This is a genomic window from Actinoalloteichus fjordicus (genome assembly GCF_001941625.1).
GTDB lineage: Bacteria > Actinomycetota > Actinomycetes > Mycobacteriales > Pseudonocardiaceae > Actinoalloteichus_A > Actinoalloteichus_A fjordicus.
Genome location: NZ_CP016076.1, coordinates 3,723,938 through 3,740,990, shown reverse-complemented (window position 1 = coordinate 3,740,990; position 17,053 = coordinate 3,723,938). Strand labels below are relative to the sequence as shown.

Below are 17,053 nucleotides of genomic sequence, written 5' to 3'. Positions count from 1 at the left end.
ATGACCACGTCGACCGAGGAACTCGTCGAGGCGCTGCGTGCCTCGCTCAAGGAGAACGGGCGGCTGCAGCGGCGAGTCCGCGAGCTGTCCGATGCGGCGGGCGAGCCGATCGCGATCCTCGCCACCAGCTGCCGCTATCCCGGCGGCATCGGTTCTCCGGAGGAGCTGTGGCAACTCGTCCGCGACGGCGGCGACGCCATGGGCGACTTCCCCGTCGACCGGGGCTGGGGGATACGGGGAACCGGGGGGTTCGTCCACGCCGCCGGTGATTTCGACCCGGCGTTCTTCGGGATCTCCCCACGCGAGGCGCTGGCCATGGACCCGCAACAGCGGCTGGTCCTGGAGACCTCCTGGGAACTGCTGGAACGCGCCCGCATCGACCCGACCGCGCTGGCAGGCACTCGCACCGGGGTGTTCCTCGGCGCAGCCACCAGCGGCTACGGCGCCGGGCTCGCCGAGGTGCCCGAGGAGGTCGCCGGGCACCTGCTCACCGGTAGCGCGGGCAGCGTGATCTCCGGCCGGATCGCCTACCTGCTCGGCTTGGAGGGCCCCGCCGTCTCGCTGGACACCGCCTGCTCCTCGTCGCTGGTGGCACTGCACCTGGCCGCCCAGGCACTGCGGGCGGGCGAGTGCTCGCTCGCGCTGGTCGGCGGGGTGACGATCATGGCCTCCCCGATGGCCTTCCGCGAGTTCGGCCGCCAGGGCGGACTCGCCCCGGACGGGCGGTGCAAACCGTTCGCCGAGGCGGCCGACGGCACCGGCTGGTCCGAAGGCGTCGGCATGCTGCTGGTACAGCGCCTCTCCGAGGCCCGCCGCGAGGGCCGGACCGTGCTGGCCGTGGTTCGAGGCTCGGCGGTCAACTCCGACGGCGCCTCCAACGGCCTCACCGCACCGAACGGTCCCTCCCAGCAGCGGGTCATCCGCGCCGCCCTCGCCGCCGCCGACCTGACACCAGCCGAGGTGGACGCCGTCGAGGCCCATGGCACCGGGACCGCCCTGGGCGACCCGATCGAGGCGCAGGCGCTGTTGGCCGTCTACGGCCGGGACCGACCGGCGGACCGCCCGCTGTGGCTCGGTTCGGTGAAGTCGAACCTGGGCCATACCCAGCTGGCCGCCGGGGTCGCAGGCGTGATCAAGATGGTCGAGGCGCTTCGGCACCGCACCCTGCCGAGGACCCTGCACGTGGACCGGCCGTCCGCCCAGGTCGACTGGGACAGTGGCGCGGTCCGGCTGCTCACCGAGGAGCAGACCTGGCCGGACCCGGGCCGACCGCGCCGAGCGGGGGTCTCCTCGTTCGGCATCAGCGGCACCAACGCCCACATCGTGCTGGAGGAGGCGCCCACCGATCCCGACCCCGGCTCGGAATCAGCAGGCAGCGGCGCGAGCGCCCCCGAGGTGCTCGCCTGGCCGGTGTCCGCCAGAACGCGCGAAGCGCTGCCCGCCCAGGCCGCCCGCCTGCTCGCGGCCGCCGAGGCCGGGCCGGAACTTCGATCCTCGGACATCGGCTGGTCGCTGGCCGCCACCCGGGCCGCGCACCAGCACCGCGCGGTCGTCATCGGTGATGACCGGTCCGAGCTGATGCGCGGCCTGACCGCGCTGGCCGACGGCGCACCCGATCCTCGGGTGATCACCGGCAGCCGGGTCGCGGGCAGATCCGCGTTCCTGTTCTCCGGCCAAGGGGCGCAGCGCCCCGGCATGGGTCGTGAGCTGCACGCCGCGCACGCCGCATTCGCCGACGCCTTCGACGCGGCCTGCGCCGGATTCGCAGGCAGGCTAGACCGACCGCTGCGGGAGGTGGTGTTCGCCGAGGAGGGCACCGAGAACGCCGCGCTGCTCGACCACACCGCCTATACCCAGGCAGGGTTGTTCGCCGTCGAAGTCGCGCTGTTCCGGCTGCTCGAATCCTGGGGACTGCTGCCCGATCTGGTGATGGGCCACTCCATCGGCGAGCTGGCCTCGGCGCATGTGGCGGGCGTGCTCACGCTGGACGACGCCTGCAGGCTGGTGGCCGCCCGAGGCGCTCTGATGCAGGCCCTTCCCGGCGGCGGCGCGATGCTGTCGGTGCAGGCAGCCGAGGACGAGGTCCGCCCGCTGCTGTCCGCAACCGTCGACCTGGCCGCCGTCAACGGTCCGACCTCGGTGGTGCTGTCCGGCGACGAGGACGCGGTACTCGAACTCGGCGCCCGCTTCGAGGCCGTCGGCAGGCGAACCCGCAGGCTGGTGGTGAGCCACGCCTTCCACTCGCCGAGGATGGATCCGGTCCTGGCCGACTTCCGGGCGGTTGCCGAGTCGCTGAGCTATGCCCCGCCGAGGATCCCGTTGGTGTCGAATCTGGCCGGGGCCGAACCGGCCTCGCCGGAGCACTGGGTGCGGCACGTCCGCGAACCGGTGCGGTTCCACGACGGCCTGACCGCACTGCGGGACCGGGGCGTCACCAGGTTCTTGGAGGTGGGGCCGCGCGGAGTGCTCACCGCGCTGGCCAGGGAGACCGGCTCCGACGGGGAGGCGCTGATCCCCGCGCTGCGCACCGGACGCGCCGAGACTGCGGCCCTGATGACCGCCGTGGCCAGCTTGTACGCGGCAGGCTCCTCACCGGACTGGTCGGCGGTGTTCCCGGACGCCCGCCCGGTGGACCTGCCCACCTACGCCTTCGACCACCAGCGCTTCTGGCTGGCCGATCCCGCCGCATCCACAGTGGACTCCCGGCGGTACGAGATCGGCTGGCGGGAGATCCCCGAGCCTGCCCAGGACGCCGCAACGACCCCGGATGCGGGGGCAGGCTACTGGCTGCTGCTGGTGCCCGAGGAATCAGCTGCCGACGCCTATGCCGAAGCGGTGCACAAGACCCTGGCAGGCGCCATCGGCCGGGTCCGGGTGCAGCAGGTCGCCACCCGAGGCCTCACCAGGGCGGAACTCGCCCGCGTCCTGCGCGCCTCGGCCGAGGACAGCGGGCCCGACGGGGTGCTCTCGCTGCTGTCCTGGCCCGAAGCGGGCGCCACCACGGCGGAGCTGCCCTCGGGAGTCGCACCCGCCGTGCTGCTTCTCCAGGCGCTGACCGATGCCGCGATCGAGGCGCCCGTCTGGATGATCACCCTCGGTGCGGTCGGCACCGGCCCCGAGGACCCGGTCCGAGACCCGGGTCAGGCTGCGGTGTGGGGGCTCGGCCGGGTGGCGGCCCTGGAGTTCCCGCGCCGCTGGGGTGGTGTGGTGGACCTGCCGCAGGAGCTGAACCAGAGTGCCCTGCAACGGCTGCCCGGGGTGTTGTTCGGCGGCTCGAATGAGGATCAGGTCGCGCTGCGTCCGGCCGCCGCATACGGCAGGCGGCTGAATCGGGTCGTCGCGAGCGGGACCGAGCCGTCCTGGCGCAGCCGTGGCACCGCGCTGATCACCGGTGGCACCGGGGCTCTCGGCGGCCACGTCGCCCGCTGGCTGGCCGGTCTCGGCACCGAGCACCTGGTGCTCGCCAGCAGACGCGGGCCTGCTGCTCCCGGCGCGGTCGCCTTGGAACGGGAACTGCGGGATCTCGGTGCCAGGGTGACCGTACTCGCCTGCGACGTGGCCGATCACGCCGCCGTCGCCGACCTGGTGCGCGGCCTCGACGAGGCGGGCGAGGAGCTGCGAACCGTGGTGCACACCGCCGGCGTCGCGGGTTTCGGCGCCGTAACCGAAACCTCGATCGAGGAGTTCGCTGACCTCTTCCGAGCGAAGGTGACCGGCGCGGACAACCTTCACGAGGTGCTCGGCGACCGCCCCCTGGACGCCTTCCTGTTGTTCTCCTCCATCGCCGGAATCTGGGGCAGCGGCGGACAGGCCGCCTACTCCGCTGCCAACGCCTACCTGGACGCCCTGGCGCTGCGGCGTCGCGCGGCCGGGCTGGCCGGTACCTCCGTTGCCTGGGGACCGTGGGGAGGGGGCGGCATGGTCGCCGACGAGGCGGCCGCCACGGCACTGCGCAGACTCGGTCTGATCGTGCTCGCGCCAGCGGACGCGATCGCCGCCCTGCAACTCGGCCTGGCCGAGGACCGCGCCACCACCACGATCGCCGAGGTGGACTGGCCCGGGTTCGCAGGTCCCTTCACCGCGCTGCGCCCGAGCCCGCTGCTCGGCGAGCTGGCCGAGGTCCAGGCCGCGCTGAACACGGAGATCCGCCGGTCCGGCGACAGCGGTGCGCGCCTGCGCTCCCAGCTCGCCGACACGGCACCCGGGGAGCGGGACGGGATCCTGCTGACGCTGGTCCGTACCGAGGTCTCGGCGGTGCTCGGTCATGACGGCCCGGACACGGTGCCACCCGATCGAGCTTTCCGTGATCTCGGTTTCGACTCCCTCCTCGCGGTGGAACTACGCGACCGCCTGATGGCCTGCACCGGTCTGGACCTGCCCACGACGCTGGTGTTCGACCACCCGAGTTCAACCGAACTGGCTGGTTGGCTGCGCGCCGAACTGCTGGACGAACAGGGCCCCGTCGGGCAGCTGGCGGTGCTGGCCGAACTCGACCGGTTGGAGAACGGCACCTCGGAGTTCACCGCTGCGGATATCGAGACCACCGGGATCATCCCGCGACTGCGGGCGCTGCTGACCCGCCTCGACTCCGCCCGGCTCGACTCCGCCCTGGGCGATTCGATCAGCGACCAGCTGGACGCGGCGAGCGCCGACGAAGTACTCGCGTTCATCGACGACGAGTTCGGCCCGGCTTCATCAACGAAGGACCAGTGACCCCGCATGGCGAACGAAGAGAAGCTCGTCGGATACCTCAAGCGTGTCACCGCCGAACTGCACCAGACCCGGGAGCGGTTGCGCGCCGCCGAGTCCGACGCGCGGGAGCCGATTGCGATCGTGTCGATGGCCTGCCGATTCCCCGGCGGCGTGCGCTCGCCGGAGGACCTGTGGCGGCTGCTGTCCGAGGGCGGCGACGCCATCTCGGAGTTCCCCGCCGACCGGGGCTGGGACGTCGAGGGCCTTTACGATCCGGAGCCGGGCGTGCCCGGCAAGAGCTACGTGCGTGAGGGCGGATTCCTCGATGGGGTGGCGGATTTCGACGCCGAGTTGTTCGGGATCAGCCCGCGCGAGGCCGTCGGTATGGACCCTCAGCAGCGGCTACTGCTGGAGAGCGCCTGGGAGGCGCTGGAACGTGCGGGTATCGATCCGCTGTCGCTGCGCGGCGCCCCCGTCGGGGTGTTCGCGGGTACCAACGGGCAGGACTATTCGGCGTTGATGGCCGCCTCGCCGCAACGAGCCGAGGCCTTCTCCGGCACCGGGAATGCGGCGGCGATCCTATCCGGGCGGGTCGCCTACGCGCTCGGGTTGGAGGGCCCGGCGGTGTCGATCGACACGGCGTGCTCCTCCGCACTGGTATCGCTGCACCTGGCCTGTCATGCACTGAGCAGGCGGGAATGCACCCTTGCCCTGGCAGGCGGGGTCACCGTGATGTCCACGCCGAGTTCGTTCGTCGGGTTCAGCATGCAGCGCGGGTTGGCGACCGACGGCCGCTGCAAGGCGTTCGCCGATGCGGCGGACGGCACCGGCTGGTCCGAGGGCGTGGGCCTGGTGTTGTTGGAGCGGCTATCCGATGCGCAGCGCAACGGGCATCAGGTGCTGGCGGTGGTGCGGGGTTCTGCGGTGAACTCCGACGGTGCCTCGAACGGCCTGACGTCGCCGAACGGTCCCTCCCAGCAGCGGGTGATCCGGCAGGCCCTGGCGAACGCGCGAATCCCGGCCGGCGGTGTCGATGCCGTTGAGGCGCATGGGACCGGGACGAGGTTGGGCGATCCGATTGAGGCACAGGCCCTGCTTGCCACCTATGGCCAGGACCGTCCGGCGGATCGCCCGCTGTGGCTGGGTTCGGTGAAGTCGAACATCGGCCACACCCAGGCCGCGGCGGGCATCGCCGGTGTGATCAAGATGGTGCTGGCGTTGCGCCATGGTGTGCTGCCGAGGACCTTGCATGTGGATGCGCCGTCGTCGCATGTGGACTGGGACGCGGGTGCGGTCCGGTTGTTGACGGAGCAGGTCGAGTGGCCTGCGGTGGATCGGCCCCGGCGGGTCGGGGTGTCCTCCTTCGGAATCTCCGGCACCAACGCACACCTGGTTCTGGAGCAGGTGCCGCCGCCGGTCGCGACCGAGGTCCCGGCGCGGGTGCCGGTGCCGGTGGTGCCGTGGGTGGTCTCGGCGCGGTCGCCGGAGGCGTTGCGGGCTCAGGCCGCGCGGCTGCTGTCGTTTGTGGAGGATGCGCCCCGAATCGCTCCGGTCGACCTGGGGTGGTCACTGGCCACGACGCGCTCGCTGCATTCCCATCGTGCGGTGGTGCTGGGTGGCGACCGGGAGCAGTTGCTTGCTGGTCTGGGTGTGCTCGCCGCCGGTGCCGCCGGTCCGAGGGTGGTCACCGGTACGGCCGGTTCCGGCCGGTTGGCGGTGTTGTTCTCGGGTCAGGGTGCGCAGCGGGTGGGGATGGGTCGGGAGTTGTACGGCGCGTTTCCGGTGTTCGCGGAGTCTTTTGATGCGGTGTGTGCCGGGTTCGATGGTCTGTTGCCGGGCGGGTTGGCGGAGGTGGTGTTCGGGGCGTCAAATTCTGACTCCGGTTCTGATTCTGATTCTGGGTCTGGTTCTGTTTTGGATCGGACGGTGTTTGCGCAGGCTGGTTTGTTTGCGTTTGAGGTGGCGCTGTTCCGTTTGGTGGAGTCGTGGGGTGTTCGTCCGGATGTGGTGACGGGGCATTCGTTGGGGGAGATCACTGCTGCGTATGTCGCGGGGGTGTTTTCGCTGGAGGATGCGTGTCGGCTGGTGGGGGCGCGTGGTCGGTTGATGCAGGCGTTGCCCGAGGGTGGGGCGATGGTGGCGGTGGCGGCGTCGGAGGACGAGGTGCGGCCGCTGTTGTCGGATGTGGTGGGTATTGCGGCCGTGAACGGTCCGGGGTCGGTGGTGGTGTCCGGTGCCGAGGTCGCGGTGTCGGCGGTGGCGGCGCATTTCGCCAGCTTGGGTCGCAAGACTCGCAGGCTGGTGGTGTCGCATGCGTTCCATTCGCATCTGATGGATCCGATGTTGGTGGAGTTCGCCGGGGTGGCGGAGGGTGTTCGGTTCGAGTCGGCGCGGCTTCCGGTGGTGTCGTTGGTCTCGGGCGAGGTGGCGGGAGAGGAGATTTCGACCCCCGAGTACTGGGTTCGGCATGTGCGGGAGCCGGTCCGGTTCGCCGACGGTGTGGATGCGTTACGTCGTATCGGGGTGACGCGGTTCTTGGAGTTGGGTCCGCAGGCGGTGCTCACTCCCATGGTCGGCGAGATCATCGCCGAATCGACAGCGGTGGCCGCCTCGCGCAAGGACCGATCGGAAGCGGAAGGCCTGCTCACCGCGCTGGCCACCCTGCACATCACCGGCATCCCGTTGGACTGGGACGCCCTGCTGCCCGGCGCCCACCGGGTCGACCTGCCCACCCATGCGTTCCAACGCCAACGGTTCTGGCCCGAGCCGGGAAGCGGCACCGGTGATGTCACCGCAGCGGGTCTGACCGCTGCCGAACATCCCCTGCTCGGTGCGATGGTCGCCGTGGCGGGAACCGACGGTCTGGTGTTGACCGGCCGGGTCTCGACCCGATTCCATCCCTGGTTGGCCGATCATGTCGTGCAGGGCACGGTGATCGTGCCGGGAACGGCGCTGGTCGAGCTGGCCATTCATGCAGGCGACCAGCTTGGTTTCCCGCAGCTGGCCGAGCTGACCCTGCACACGCCGCTCACCCTCACCCGACAAGACGTCCACCTTCAGATCGTCGTCGGCGAACGCGAGCAGAGCGGTGAACGCTCGCTGCATGTCTACTCCCGCCCAGACGACGACGGCTCGTGGACCACCCACGCCGCCGGGGTGCTCACCGAAACCATCGGGCGTGCCGACTTCGACTTCGCAGAGTGGCCGCCCGCAGGCGCGCAGGCGCTGCCGTTCGACGCCGAGGAGCTCTACACCCGACTCGCTGCGGGCGGGCTGACCTACGGCCCGGCGTTCCGAGGACTCCAGGCGGCCTGGGTCCGAGGCGAGGAGGTGTTCGTCGAGGTCGACCTGCCCGAGGAGGAACGTCCGCGCGCCACCGCATTCGGCCTGCACCCGGCCCTGCTGGACGCGGCCCTGCACGCCGCAGGCTTCACCGGGATCGGCACCGAGGACCAGCGCGGCCTGGTGCCGTTCGCCTGGTCCGGGGTCACCCTGCACGCTGCGGGCGCGGGCACCCTGCGGGCCCGGCTGTCCCGGCACGGCGCGGACGCCCTCGCCATCGCCGTAGCCGACGCCACCGGAGCCCCGGTCGCCTCGGTCGACTCGCTCGTCCTGCGCCCGATGACCACCGACCGGCCCACCGCACCGTCCGAGGCCCTGTACCGGCTGGACTGGAAACCGATGGTCGTCGAACCGCAGGCAGGCCCCGGCAGCTGGGCCGTGCTGGACGGCGAAGAACTCACCGCCACCCTGGCCCGGCAGGTCGCCGAGATCGCCGACCACCCCACCCTGGACGCCGTCACCGCCGCCGACGTGGTGGTCGTGCTGCTCCGCACGGCGTCCGGCCCCATCAGCGCCGAACACACCCACGACGCAGTCCAGACGGCGCTCGAGGTGTTGCAGTCCTGGCTTGCCGACGACCGGTTCGTCGACTCGCGGCTACTCCTGCTCACCAGGTTCGCCGTCGGGGAGGACGCCGCCGCCCCCGCCGCCGCAGCCGCCTGGGGGCTTGCGCGCACGGCCCAGTCCGAGCATCCCGGTCGGATCGTGTTGGCCGACCTCGACGACCACCCCGCCTCCGCCGCCGCACTGCCCGCCCTGGTGACCTCCGGTGAGGAACAAGCCGTGCTGCGCGGCGGCAGGCTTGCGGTACCGCGACTCGCCCGAATGCCCAAGCCCGGCGAACCGGACGGCCCGCTGAGGCCGCCGCCCGTCGAGCACTGGCGGTTGGACGCCCCGGAACGCGGATCGTTGGACAACCTGACCCTGGTGGAGTTCCCCGAGGCGGGGGCACCGCTGACCGAGGGCCAGCTCCGGGTGGAGGTGCGGGCCGCCGGGATCAACTTCCGCGACGTGCTCGGCGCCCTCGGGATGTACCCCGGCCCGCCCGTGCCGCTGGGCATCGAGGCGGCCGGGGTGGTCGTGGAGACCGGACCCGGCGTGACCTCGCTGCGCCCCGGCGATCGGGTGATGGGCATCTTCGGCGGCGCCTTCGGCCCGGTCGCGCTCGCCGACCACCGGATGTGTGCACGAATCCCGGACGGCTGGACCTTCGCCGAAGCAGCCTCCGTGCCGCTGGTCTTCCTCACCGCCTACTACGCGCTGGTCGATCTCGGGCAGGTCAACCCGGGGGAGACGGTCCTGGTGCACGCCGCCGCAGGCGGGGTCGGCATGGCCGCCACCCAACTCGCTCGCCACCTCGGCGCCGAGGTCTTCGGCACCGCCAGCGTGGCCAAGCACGACACCCTGCGCGCCCTCGATTTCGCCGAGGACCACCTCGGCTCCTCCCGCGACGTGCAGTTCGAGGACCGCTTCCGCACGGCCACCGACGGCCGAGGGGTGGACGTCGTGCTCAACTCGCTGGCGGGCGAGTACCTGGACGCCTCGCTGCGGCTGCTCGCCCCCGGCGGCCGGTTCCTCGAGCTGGGCAAGACCGATCTGCGTGAGCCGACCACCGGGTATCGCGCCTTCGACCTGATAGAGGCGGGGCCGGAACGCATTCAGGAAATGTTCGCGGCGCTGCTGACGTTGTTCGACCAGGGCGCGCTGCGACCGCTGCCGATCACCGCCTGGGATGTCCGGGACGCGCGCGCCGCATTCCGCAGGCTGAGCCAGGCCGGCCTCGTGGGCAAGGCGGTGCTCACCGTGCAGGCGCCATGGCGACGCGACGGCACCGTGCTGATCACCGGTGGTACCGGCGCACTCGGTACCCAGCTGGCCCGACACCTCGCCCGCGACGGCTTCCGACACCTGCTGCTGATCAGCCGCCGAGGCCGTGCGACGCCCGGCGCCGAGGAGCTGATCACCGAACTCGCGGGGCTCGGCGCCGAGACCGAGGTACTCGCCTGCGACGGGGCCGACCGCGACGCACTCGCCGCCGCGCTGCGCGACGTGCCCGCCGACCGGCCGCTCACCGCCGTCGTACACACCGCAGGCGTTCTCGACGACGGGCTGCTCGACGCGCTCACCGAAGACCGACTCGACACCGTGCTGCGCCCGAAAGCCGATGCGGCGATCCACCTGCACGAGCTGACCCGCAGCCTCGACCTCGCCGGTTTCGTGCTGTTCTCCTCGCTGTCAGCCACCGTCGGTGCGCAGGGCCAGGCCAACTACGCCGCGGCGAACGCCCTGCTCGACGCACTGGCCGCACACCGGTCCTCGATAGGGCTCCCCGCCCATTCGCTGGCCTGGGGTCCCTGGGCCGCGGACAGCGGGATGACCGGCACCGTCGGCGAAGCCGATCTGCGTCGGATGTCCGCCGCAGGACTGGTGCCCTTCACCGAGCAGGACGGCTGGCCGCTGTTCGACCTCGCGGTGACCGCAGCCCATCCCGCGCCGGTCCCGGTGCGCTTCGACCTGCGGGCCCTGCGCGCCCGTGCAACAGGACTGCCCGCCGTGCTGTCCGGGCTCGCATCGGTCCACCGCCGCCCCGCCGCCGGGACGTCGAGCGGTGCGGGTTCGTTGCGCGAGCGGCTCGCCGGAATGACCGGCCTCCAGCGCTCGGCGGCCCTGCTCGAAGTGGTCCGCGCGCAGGTCGCGGGCGTGCTCGGACACGGTTCCCTCGAAGCGGTCGACCCGGACCGCGCGTTCACCGATCTCGGCTTCGACTCCCTCACCGCCGTCGAGTTGCGCAACCTGCTCGGCTCGGCGACCGGCCTGCGGCTGCCGTCCACGCTGATCTTCGACTACCCGACCCCGTCGGCCCTCGCCACCCAGCTGGACCTCGACCTCGGCGGTGCGGACACCTCGCGCGCCCCGGCAGGCCCGGTGCGCACCTCGGAGGCTGCGGATCCGATCGCGATCGTGGCGATGAGCTGTCGCTTCCCCGGCGGCGTCACCTCCCCCGAGGACCTGTGGCGCCTGGTCTCCGAGGGAGTCGACGCCGTCGGGGAGTTCCCGACCGACCGAGGCTGGGACCTGGCCGGGATGGCCGGAACCGCCGGGCAGCGCGCCGGGGTGAGCTACGTGCACGAAGGCGGCTTCGTCGACGGCGTCGGCGGCTTCGACCCTCGGTTCTTCGGCATCTCCCCCCGCGAGGCCCTTGCCATGGACCCGCAGCAGCGGCTGCTGCTGGAGGCGTCCTGGGAGGTGTTGGAGAACGCCGGAGTGGTCCCCGCCTCGCTGCGGGGCACCCCGACCGGAGTGTTCATCGGCGCCGCGTCGAGCAACTACGGCACCGGATCGACCGAGGTCCCCGAGGAGATCACCGGACACCTGCTCACGGGCAACGCGGGCAGCGTCTCCTCCGGCCGGATCGCCTATGTGCTGGGTCTGGAGGGCCCGTCGATGACGGTGGACACGGCATGCTCGTCCTCGCTGGTCGCCCTGCACCTCGCCTCGCGCTCGCTGGCTGCCGGCGAGTGCAGCCTCGCCCTGGTGGGCGGCGTCGCGGTGATGGCGACCCCCGGGATGTTCCTGGAGTTCAGTCGCCAGCGCGGACTGGCCCCGGACGGCCGCTGCAAGGCGTTCGCCGAATCGGCGGACGGCACCGGCTGGTCCGAGGGCGTCGGCCTGCTGCTGGTGGAGCGGTTGTCCGATGCGCGGCGCAACGGGCATCCGGTGTTGGCGGTGGTGCGGGGTTCTGCGGTGAACTCCGACGGCGCCTCGAACGGTCTGACCGCGCCGAACGGTCCTTCGCAGCAGCGGGTGATCCGTGCAGCGTTGGGGGATGCCGGTCTGGCGGCGTCCGAGGTCGACGTGGTGGAGGCGCACGGGACCGGGACCACCTTGGGTGATCCGATCGAGGCGCAGGCGTTGCTGGCCACCTACGGTCGGGATCGCCCGGCGGATCGGCCGTTGTGGTTGGGTTCGTTGAAGTCGAATATCGGTCATTCCCAGGCTGCGGCCGGGGTCGGCGGCGTCATCAAGATGGTGCAGGCGATGCGCCACGGGGTGCTGCCCAAGACGCTGCACGTCGACGCGCCGACCTCCCACGTGGACTGGGCGAGCAGCGACATCCGACTGCTCACCGAGGCGGTTCCCTGGGAGAGTGCGGACCGGCCCCGGCGGGCCGGGGTGTCCTCCTTCGGGATCAGCGGAACCAACGCGCATGTGCTGCTCGAACAGGCACCGGAGCCCGCGGCCGTGCGCCTCGATACCCCGGAGGCCACCCCTCGGGTGGTGCCGTGGACGCTGTCGGCGCGCTCGCCGGAGGCATTGGCGGCGCAGGCAGATCGCCTCGCGTCCCATCTGGCGGGTGCCCCGGGACTCGGGGTCGCCGAGGTGGGGCGGTCGCTGGCGACCTCGCGGTCGACCTTCGAGCACCGCGCGGTGGTGGTCGGCGGCGATCGGGATGAGCTGCTCGCCGGGCTGGCAGCGCTCGACGCACCTGATGTCGCCGGCGTGGCCGGTCCTGCTGGTCGGGTGGTTCTGGTGTTTCCGGGTCAGGGTTCGCAGTGGGTGGGGATGGGTCGGGAGTTGTTGGGGTGTTCTCCGGTGTTTGCTGCGCGGTTCGCGGAGTGTGCCCAGGCGTTGGCGCCGTGGGTTGAGTGGTCGCTTGTCGCTGCTGTGGATGATGAGGGGTTGTTGGGGCGGGTTGATGTTGTTCAGCCGGTGTTGTTTGCGGTGTTGGTGTCGTTGGCTGCGGTGTGGGAGTCGTTTGGTGTTCGGCCGGATGCGGTGGTGGGTCATTCGCAGGGTGAGATTGCTGCGGCGGTGGTGGCGGGTGGCTTGTCGTTGTCTGATGGCGCGCGGGTGGTGTGTGCTCGTTCTCGGTTGATTGCGCAGACCCTGGCCGGGGGCGGCGGGATGCTGTCGGTGGCTTTGCCCGAAGACGAGGTCCGCTCCCGCCTCACGACGTTCGACGCCGGTGCCGGTGCCGGTGCCGGTGGTGTGGTGTCGGTGGCGGCGGTGAACGGCCCGTCGTCGGTGGTGGTCTCGGGTGAGCCGGAGGCGTTGGCCGGCTTCGCCGGGTCGTGTGAGTCCGATGGGGTTCGGGTGCGGCGGATCGCGGTGGACTACGCCTCGCATTCCGAGCAGGTCGAGCGGCTCGAGTCGGATCTGCTGACGGCGTTGGACGGGATTGCGCCGCAGCGCAGTGGGGTGGGTTTCTTCTCCACGGTGACCGGTGACTGGATCGACACCAGTGAGTTGGATTCCGGGTATTGGTATCGGAATCTTCGTCAGACGGTGCGTTTCCATTCTGCGATCGTGTCGCTGGCGGAGCAGGGCTACACCGGGTTCGTCGAGTCCTCGCCGCATCCGGTGCTCACGATGTCCATTCAGGACACCCTGGACGTTCTAGAGGTCGACGGGGCCCTGGTGACGGGGACGCTGCGCAGGGACGACGGCGGACTGGGCCGGTTGTACGACAGCCTCGGTCAGGCCTGGACACAGGGATACCCGGTCGACTGGACCCCCGCCTTCGGTGAGCACTCCCGGCGGGTGCCGCTGCCCACCTACCCGTTCCAACACACCCACTACTGGCTGGAGAACTCGCAGCCTGCCGGGAACGCAGGCTCCCTCGGGCTCGAGCCGACCGAACACCCGTTACTCGGCGCCGCGACCGACCTCGCAGCAGGCGGTGACACCATTCTCACCGGCGCCCTGTCCACCGCCCGACAGCCGTGGCTGAACTGGCATTCGGTGGCGGGCACCGTTCTCTTCCCCGGCTCGGGCTTCCTCGAACTCGCCCTGCACGCCGCCGACCACATCGGCTACCGGCGGGTGGACGAACTCACCCTGGAGACACCACTCACCCTGACGGAGGACGGCGTGGTGCAGATCCAGGTCGCCATCGCTGAACCCGAGGCCGACGGCAAGCGGGCCGTCACGGTCTACTCTCGTCCCGCAGGCGCCGCCGAACCCGACTGGACCCGGCACGCGGCCGGACTGCTCGCCCCGGCGGCAGGCTCCGGCGGCGAACTGCACGTCTGGCCACCCGCAGGCGCCACCGCGATCGAACTCGACACACCGGAGAACGGCATCCTCACCGCCTGGCGGGACGGCGAGGAGGTCTTCGCCGACGTCGCTCTTCCCGAGGAACTACACGAGGAGGCCGCCCGCTTCGGCATCCACCCGGTGCTGCTCAACGCCGCGCTGGACGTGATCAACCTGGTCGCGCTGGACGGCGAACTCGCCGACGGCTGGATGCCCTTCTCCTGGTCCGGGATATCGCTCGCCGCCACCGGCGCGACCGCCGCACGGGTGCGGCTGAGCAGGACCGCCGCGGACACCGTCGTGCTCACCCTCGCCGACGGGGCGGGCGAACCGCTGCTGTCCACCGAATCCCTCGTCCTGCGGCCGCTGCCCGCCGCACCGGACACCAACGGCGGCAGCCACCACCCGCTGCTACGCCTGACCTGGCCGGTCCTTCCGCTCGACACCGCCGAACAGGGCGGCAGGTGGGCCGTGGTCGGCGAGGACGAACTCGATCTCATTTCCAGCCTGCGCGCCGCAGGCATGCCTGCCGAGTCGTACCTGGATCTCGCCTCGCTCGGAGCGGCGGCCGGACGGGGAGCAGCCGCCCCCGACGTCGTCCTCGTCTCCTGTCTGACCGCCACCACCGGGGACGGGGACGCGGCAGCCGCCATCCGATCGGATGCATCCCACGCACTCCGGATGGTGCAGGACTGGCTCACCGAGGACTCCCTGCACGGCTCCCGTCTCGTGATCTGCACCCGGGGGGCGATCTCCGCAGCCGCCCATGACCAGGTCACCGACCTCGGCGGCGCCGCAATCTGGGGCCTGCTGCGCACCGCGCAGAGTGAGAACCCCGACCGGTTCCTGCTGGTCGACCTGGACGACCGGGAGAAGTCCGCAGCAGCCCTGCCCGCGCTCCTCGCCGCAGGCGAACCGCAGGCCGCAGTGCGCGACGGCGCCGTGCACATCCCGCGACTCGAACGCGCGGTCCCGCTGCCCTCGGCAGAGCCGATCAGTCTCGGAGACGGCACGGTGCTGCTCACGGGTGCGACGGGCACCCTCGGTCGGATCTTCGCCCGCCACCTCGTCACCCGGTACGGCGCTCGCGATCTGCTGCTGCTCAGCCGTCGTGGACCGAAAGCCGACGGCGCCGAGGAACTGCTCGGCGAACTCACCTCGCTCGGAGCGCGTCCCGAACTCCTCACCTGCGACGCCGCCGACCGCACCGCCCTCGCACAGGTGCTCGCCGCCATCCCCGTCGACCGGCCGCTCACCGCAGTGGTGCACGCCGCCGGAGTGCTCGACGACGGCGTGCTCGACTCCCTCGACGAGGAACGCATGGACCGGGTGCTGCGCCCCAAGGTGGACGCGGCGCTCAACCTCCACGAGCTGACCGCCGACGCCGCACCGAGCGCCTTCGTGCTGTTCTCGTCCGTGGTCGGTACCTTCGGCTGGCCCGGCCAGGGCAACTACGCCGCCGCCAACGCCTTCCTCGACGGACTCGCCCAGTACCGGCGGCGACTCGGCCTGCCTGCACACTCGCTGGCCTGGGGGCTCTGGGCCGCCGCCGCCGACCTCGCAGGCGCGGGCCGATCGCGGATGTCCCGAGGAGGTCTGCGCCCGCTGTCCGAAGCGGACGGCCTGGCCCTGTTCGACAGCGCGCTCGGCAGCACCGATCCCGCACTCGTCGCCGCACCGCTGGACACCGCCGCCCTACGCTCCGGGACGGCGGAACTGCCGCGCATGTTCGCAGGTCTGGTCCGGCCGGGCCGCAGACGAGCCACCGCCGTGCGTGGTACGGACGCGGGAACCCTGCGCAGGGAACTTGCGGGCATGTCCGAAGCCGAACAGCTGGAAACGCTCACCGGCCTGGTGCGCACCAGCGCCGAGGCGATCCTCGGCTTCACGGGCAAGGACACGCTGGCGGCGGAACAGGACCTGCTCGCGGCCGGATTCGACTCGCTCACCGCGATGGAACTCCGCAACCGGCTCGGCTCGGCGACCGGGCTGCGCATGGCGGCGAGCGTGGTGTTCGATCACCGGACTCCGTCCGCGCTGGCCCGACTCCTGCGCGAGGAGCTCGCCACCGCGCCGGACGCCACCACCGCGAGCAGCCGGAGCGACCCCGCCGACAGCCTTCGGCACCTCTTCCGCGAGGCATGCGCCGCGAACCGGCTCAAAGAGGGGCTCGGCCTGCTCGAGGCTGCGGCGGCGCTGCGCCCGTCGTTCCGCGACGCAGCCGAGTTCGGCAGGCCGCTGGTCCCGGTGCAGTTGGCCCGAGGCGAAGCGCGCCCGCCGCTGATCTGCTTCAGCTCCTACGCCGCGATGGGCGGGATCCACCAGTACTCCAGGCTGGCTGCGGCGTCCCGAGGGGTACGCGATCTGCACGGCATTCCCACTCCGGGCTTCCCGGCGGACGAACCGCTGCCCGCCACCCGCGAGGCACTGTTCGGCCTCTACGCCGACGCGGTGCTCGAGGCGGCAGGCGAGGAGCCGTTCATCCTGCTGGGATCCTCCTCCGGCGGCCTGTTCGCGCACGCCACCGCGAGTGCCCTGGAGGCCGAGGGGCGTCCCCCGGCCGCCGTGGTGCTACTGGACAGCTACATCCCGCGCACCGTCACCGGGAACGCGTTCTGGCAGCAGATGACCCAGGGGATGTTCGACCGGGAGAGTCTCTTCGGAGAACTGGACACCACCCGGCTCAGCGCGATGAGCTGGTACTTCCGGATCTTCGCCGACTTCGAGCCTGCATCCCTCGCGGCGCCGGTGTTGTTCGCTCAGCCCGCCGACGCAATCATGATCGGCCCGGATCAGCACGAACCGGAGGGCGAGTGGCGGTCCACCTGGGATACCGCCCACACCTCGATCGTGGTGCCGGGGGACCACTACACGATGGTCGAGTCCCACGCCGAGACCACCGCAGCCGCCATCGAGGCATGGATCGCCGAGACGCTGTGAACAACAGGCGAGCCAGCCGGATTCCGGACGCGAGCCAGCGCGA

At 71.5% G+C, this 17,053-nt stretch carries 2 protein-coding genes; both read left to right on the top strand.

All coding sequences use genetic code 11. From position 1 onward, the window contains the following. Positions 1-4,713 (top strand): type I polyketide synthase, encoded by a 4,713-nt coding sequence (locus UA74_RS34125; protein ID WP_075741078.1) that lies wholly within the window; start codon positions 1-3, stop codon positions 4,711-4,713. A 6-nt stretch (positions 4,714-4,719) separates the two neighbouring features. Next, positions 4,720-17,010, top strand: coding sequence for a type I polyketide synthase (locus UA74_RS16485; protein ID WP_075764818.1), 12,291 nt, complete (start codon positions 4,720-4,722; stop codon positions 17,008-17,010). Positions 17,011-17,053: the final 43 nt, after the last annotated feature.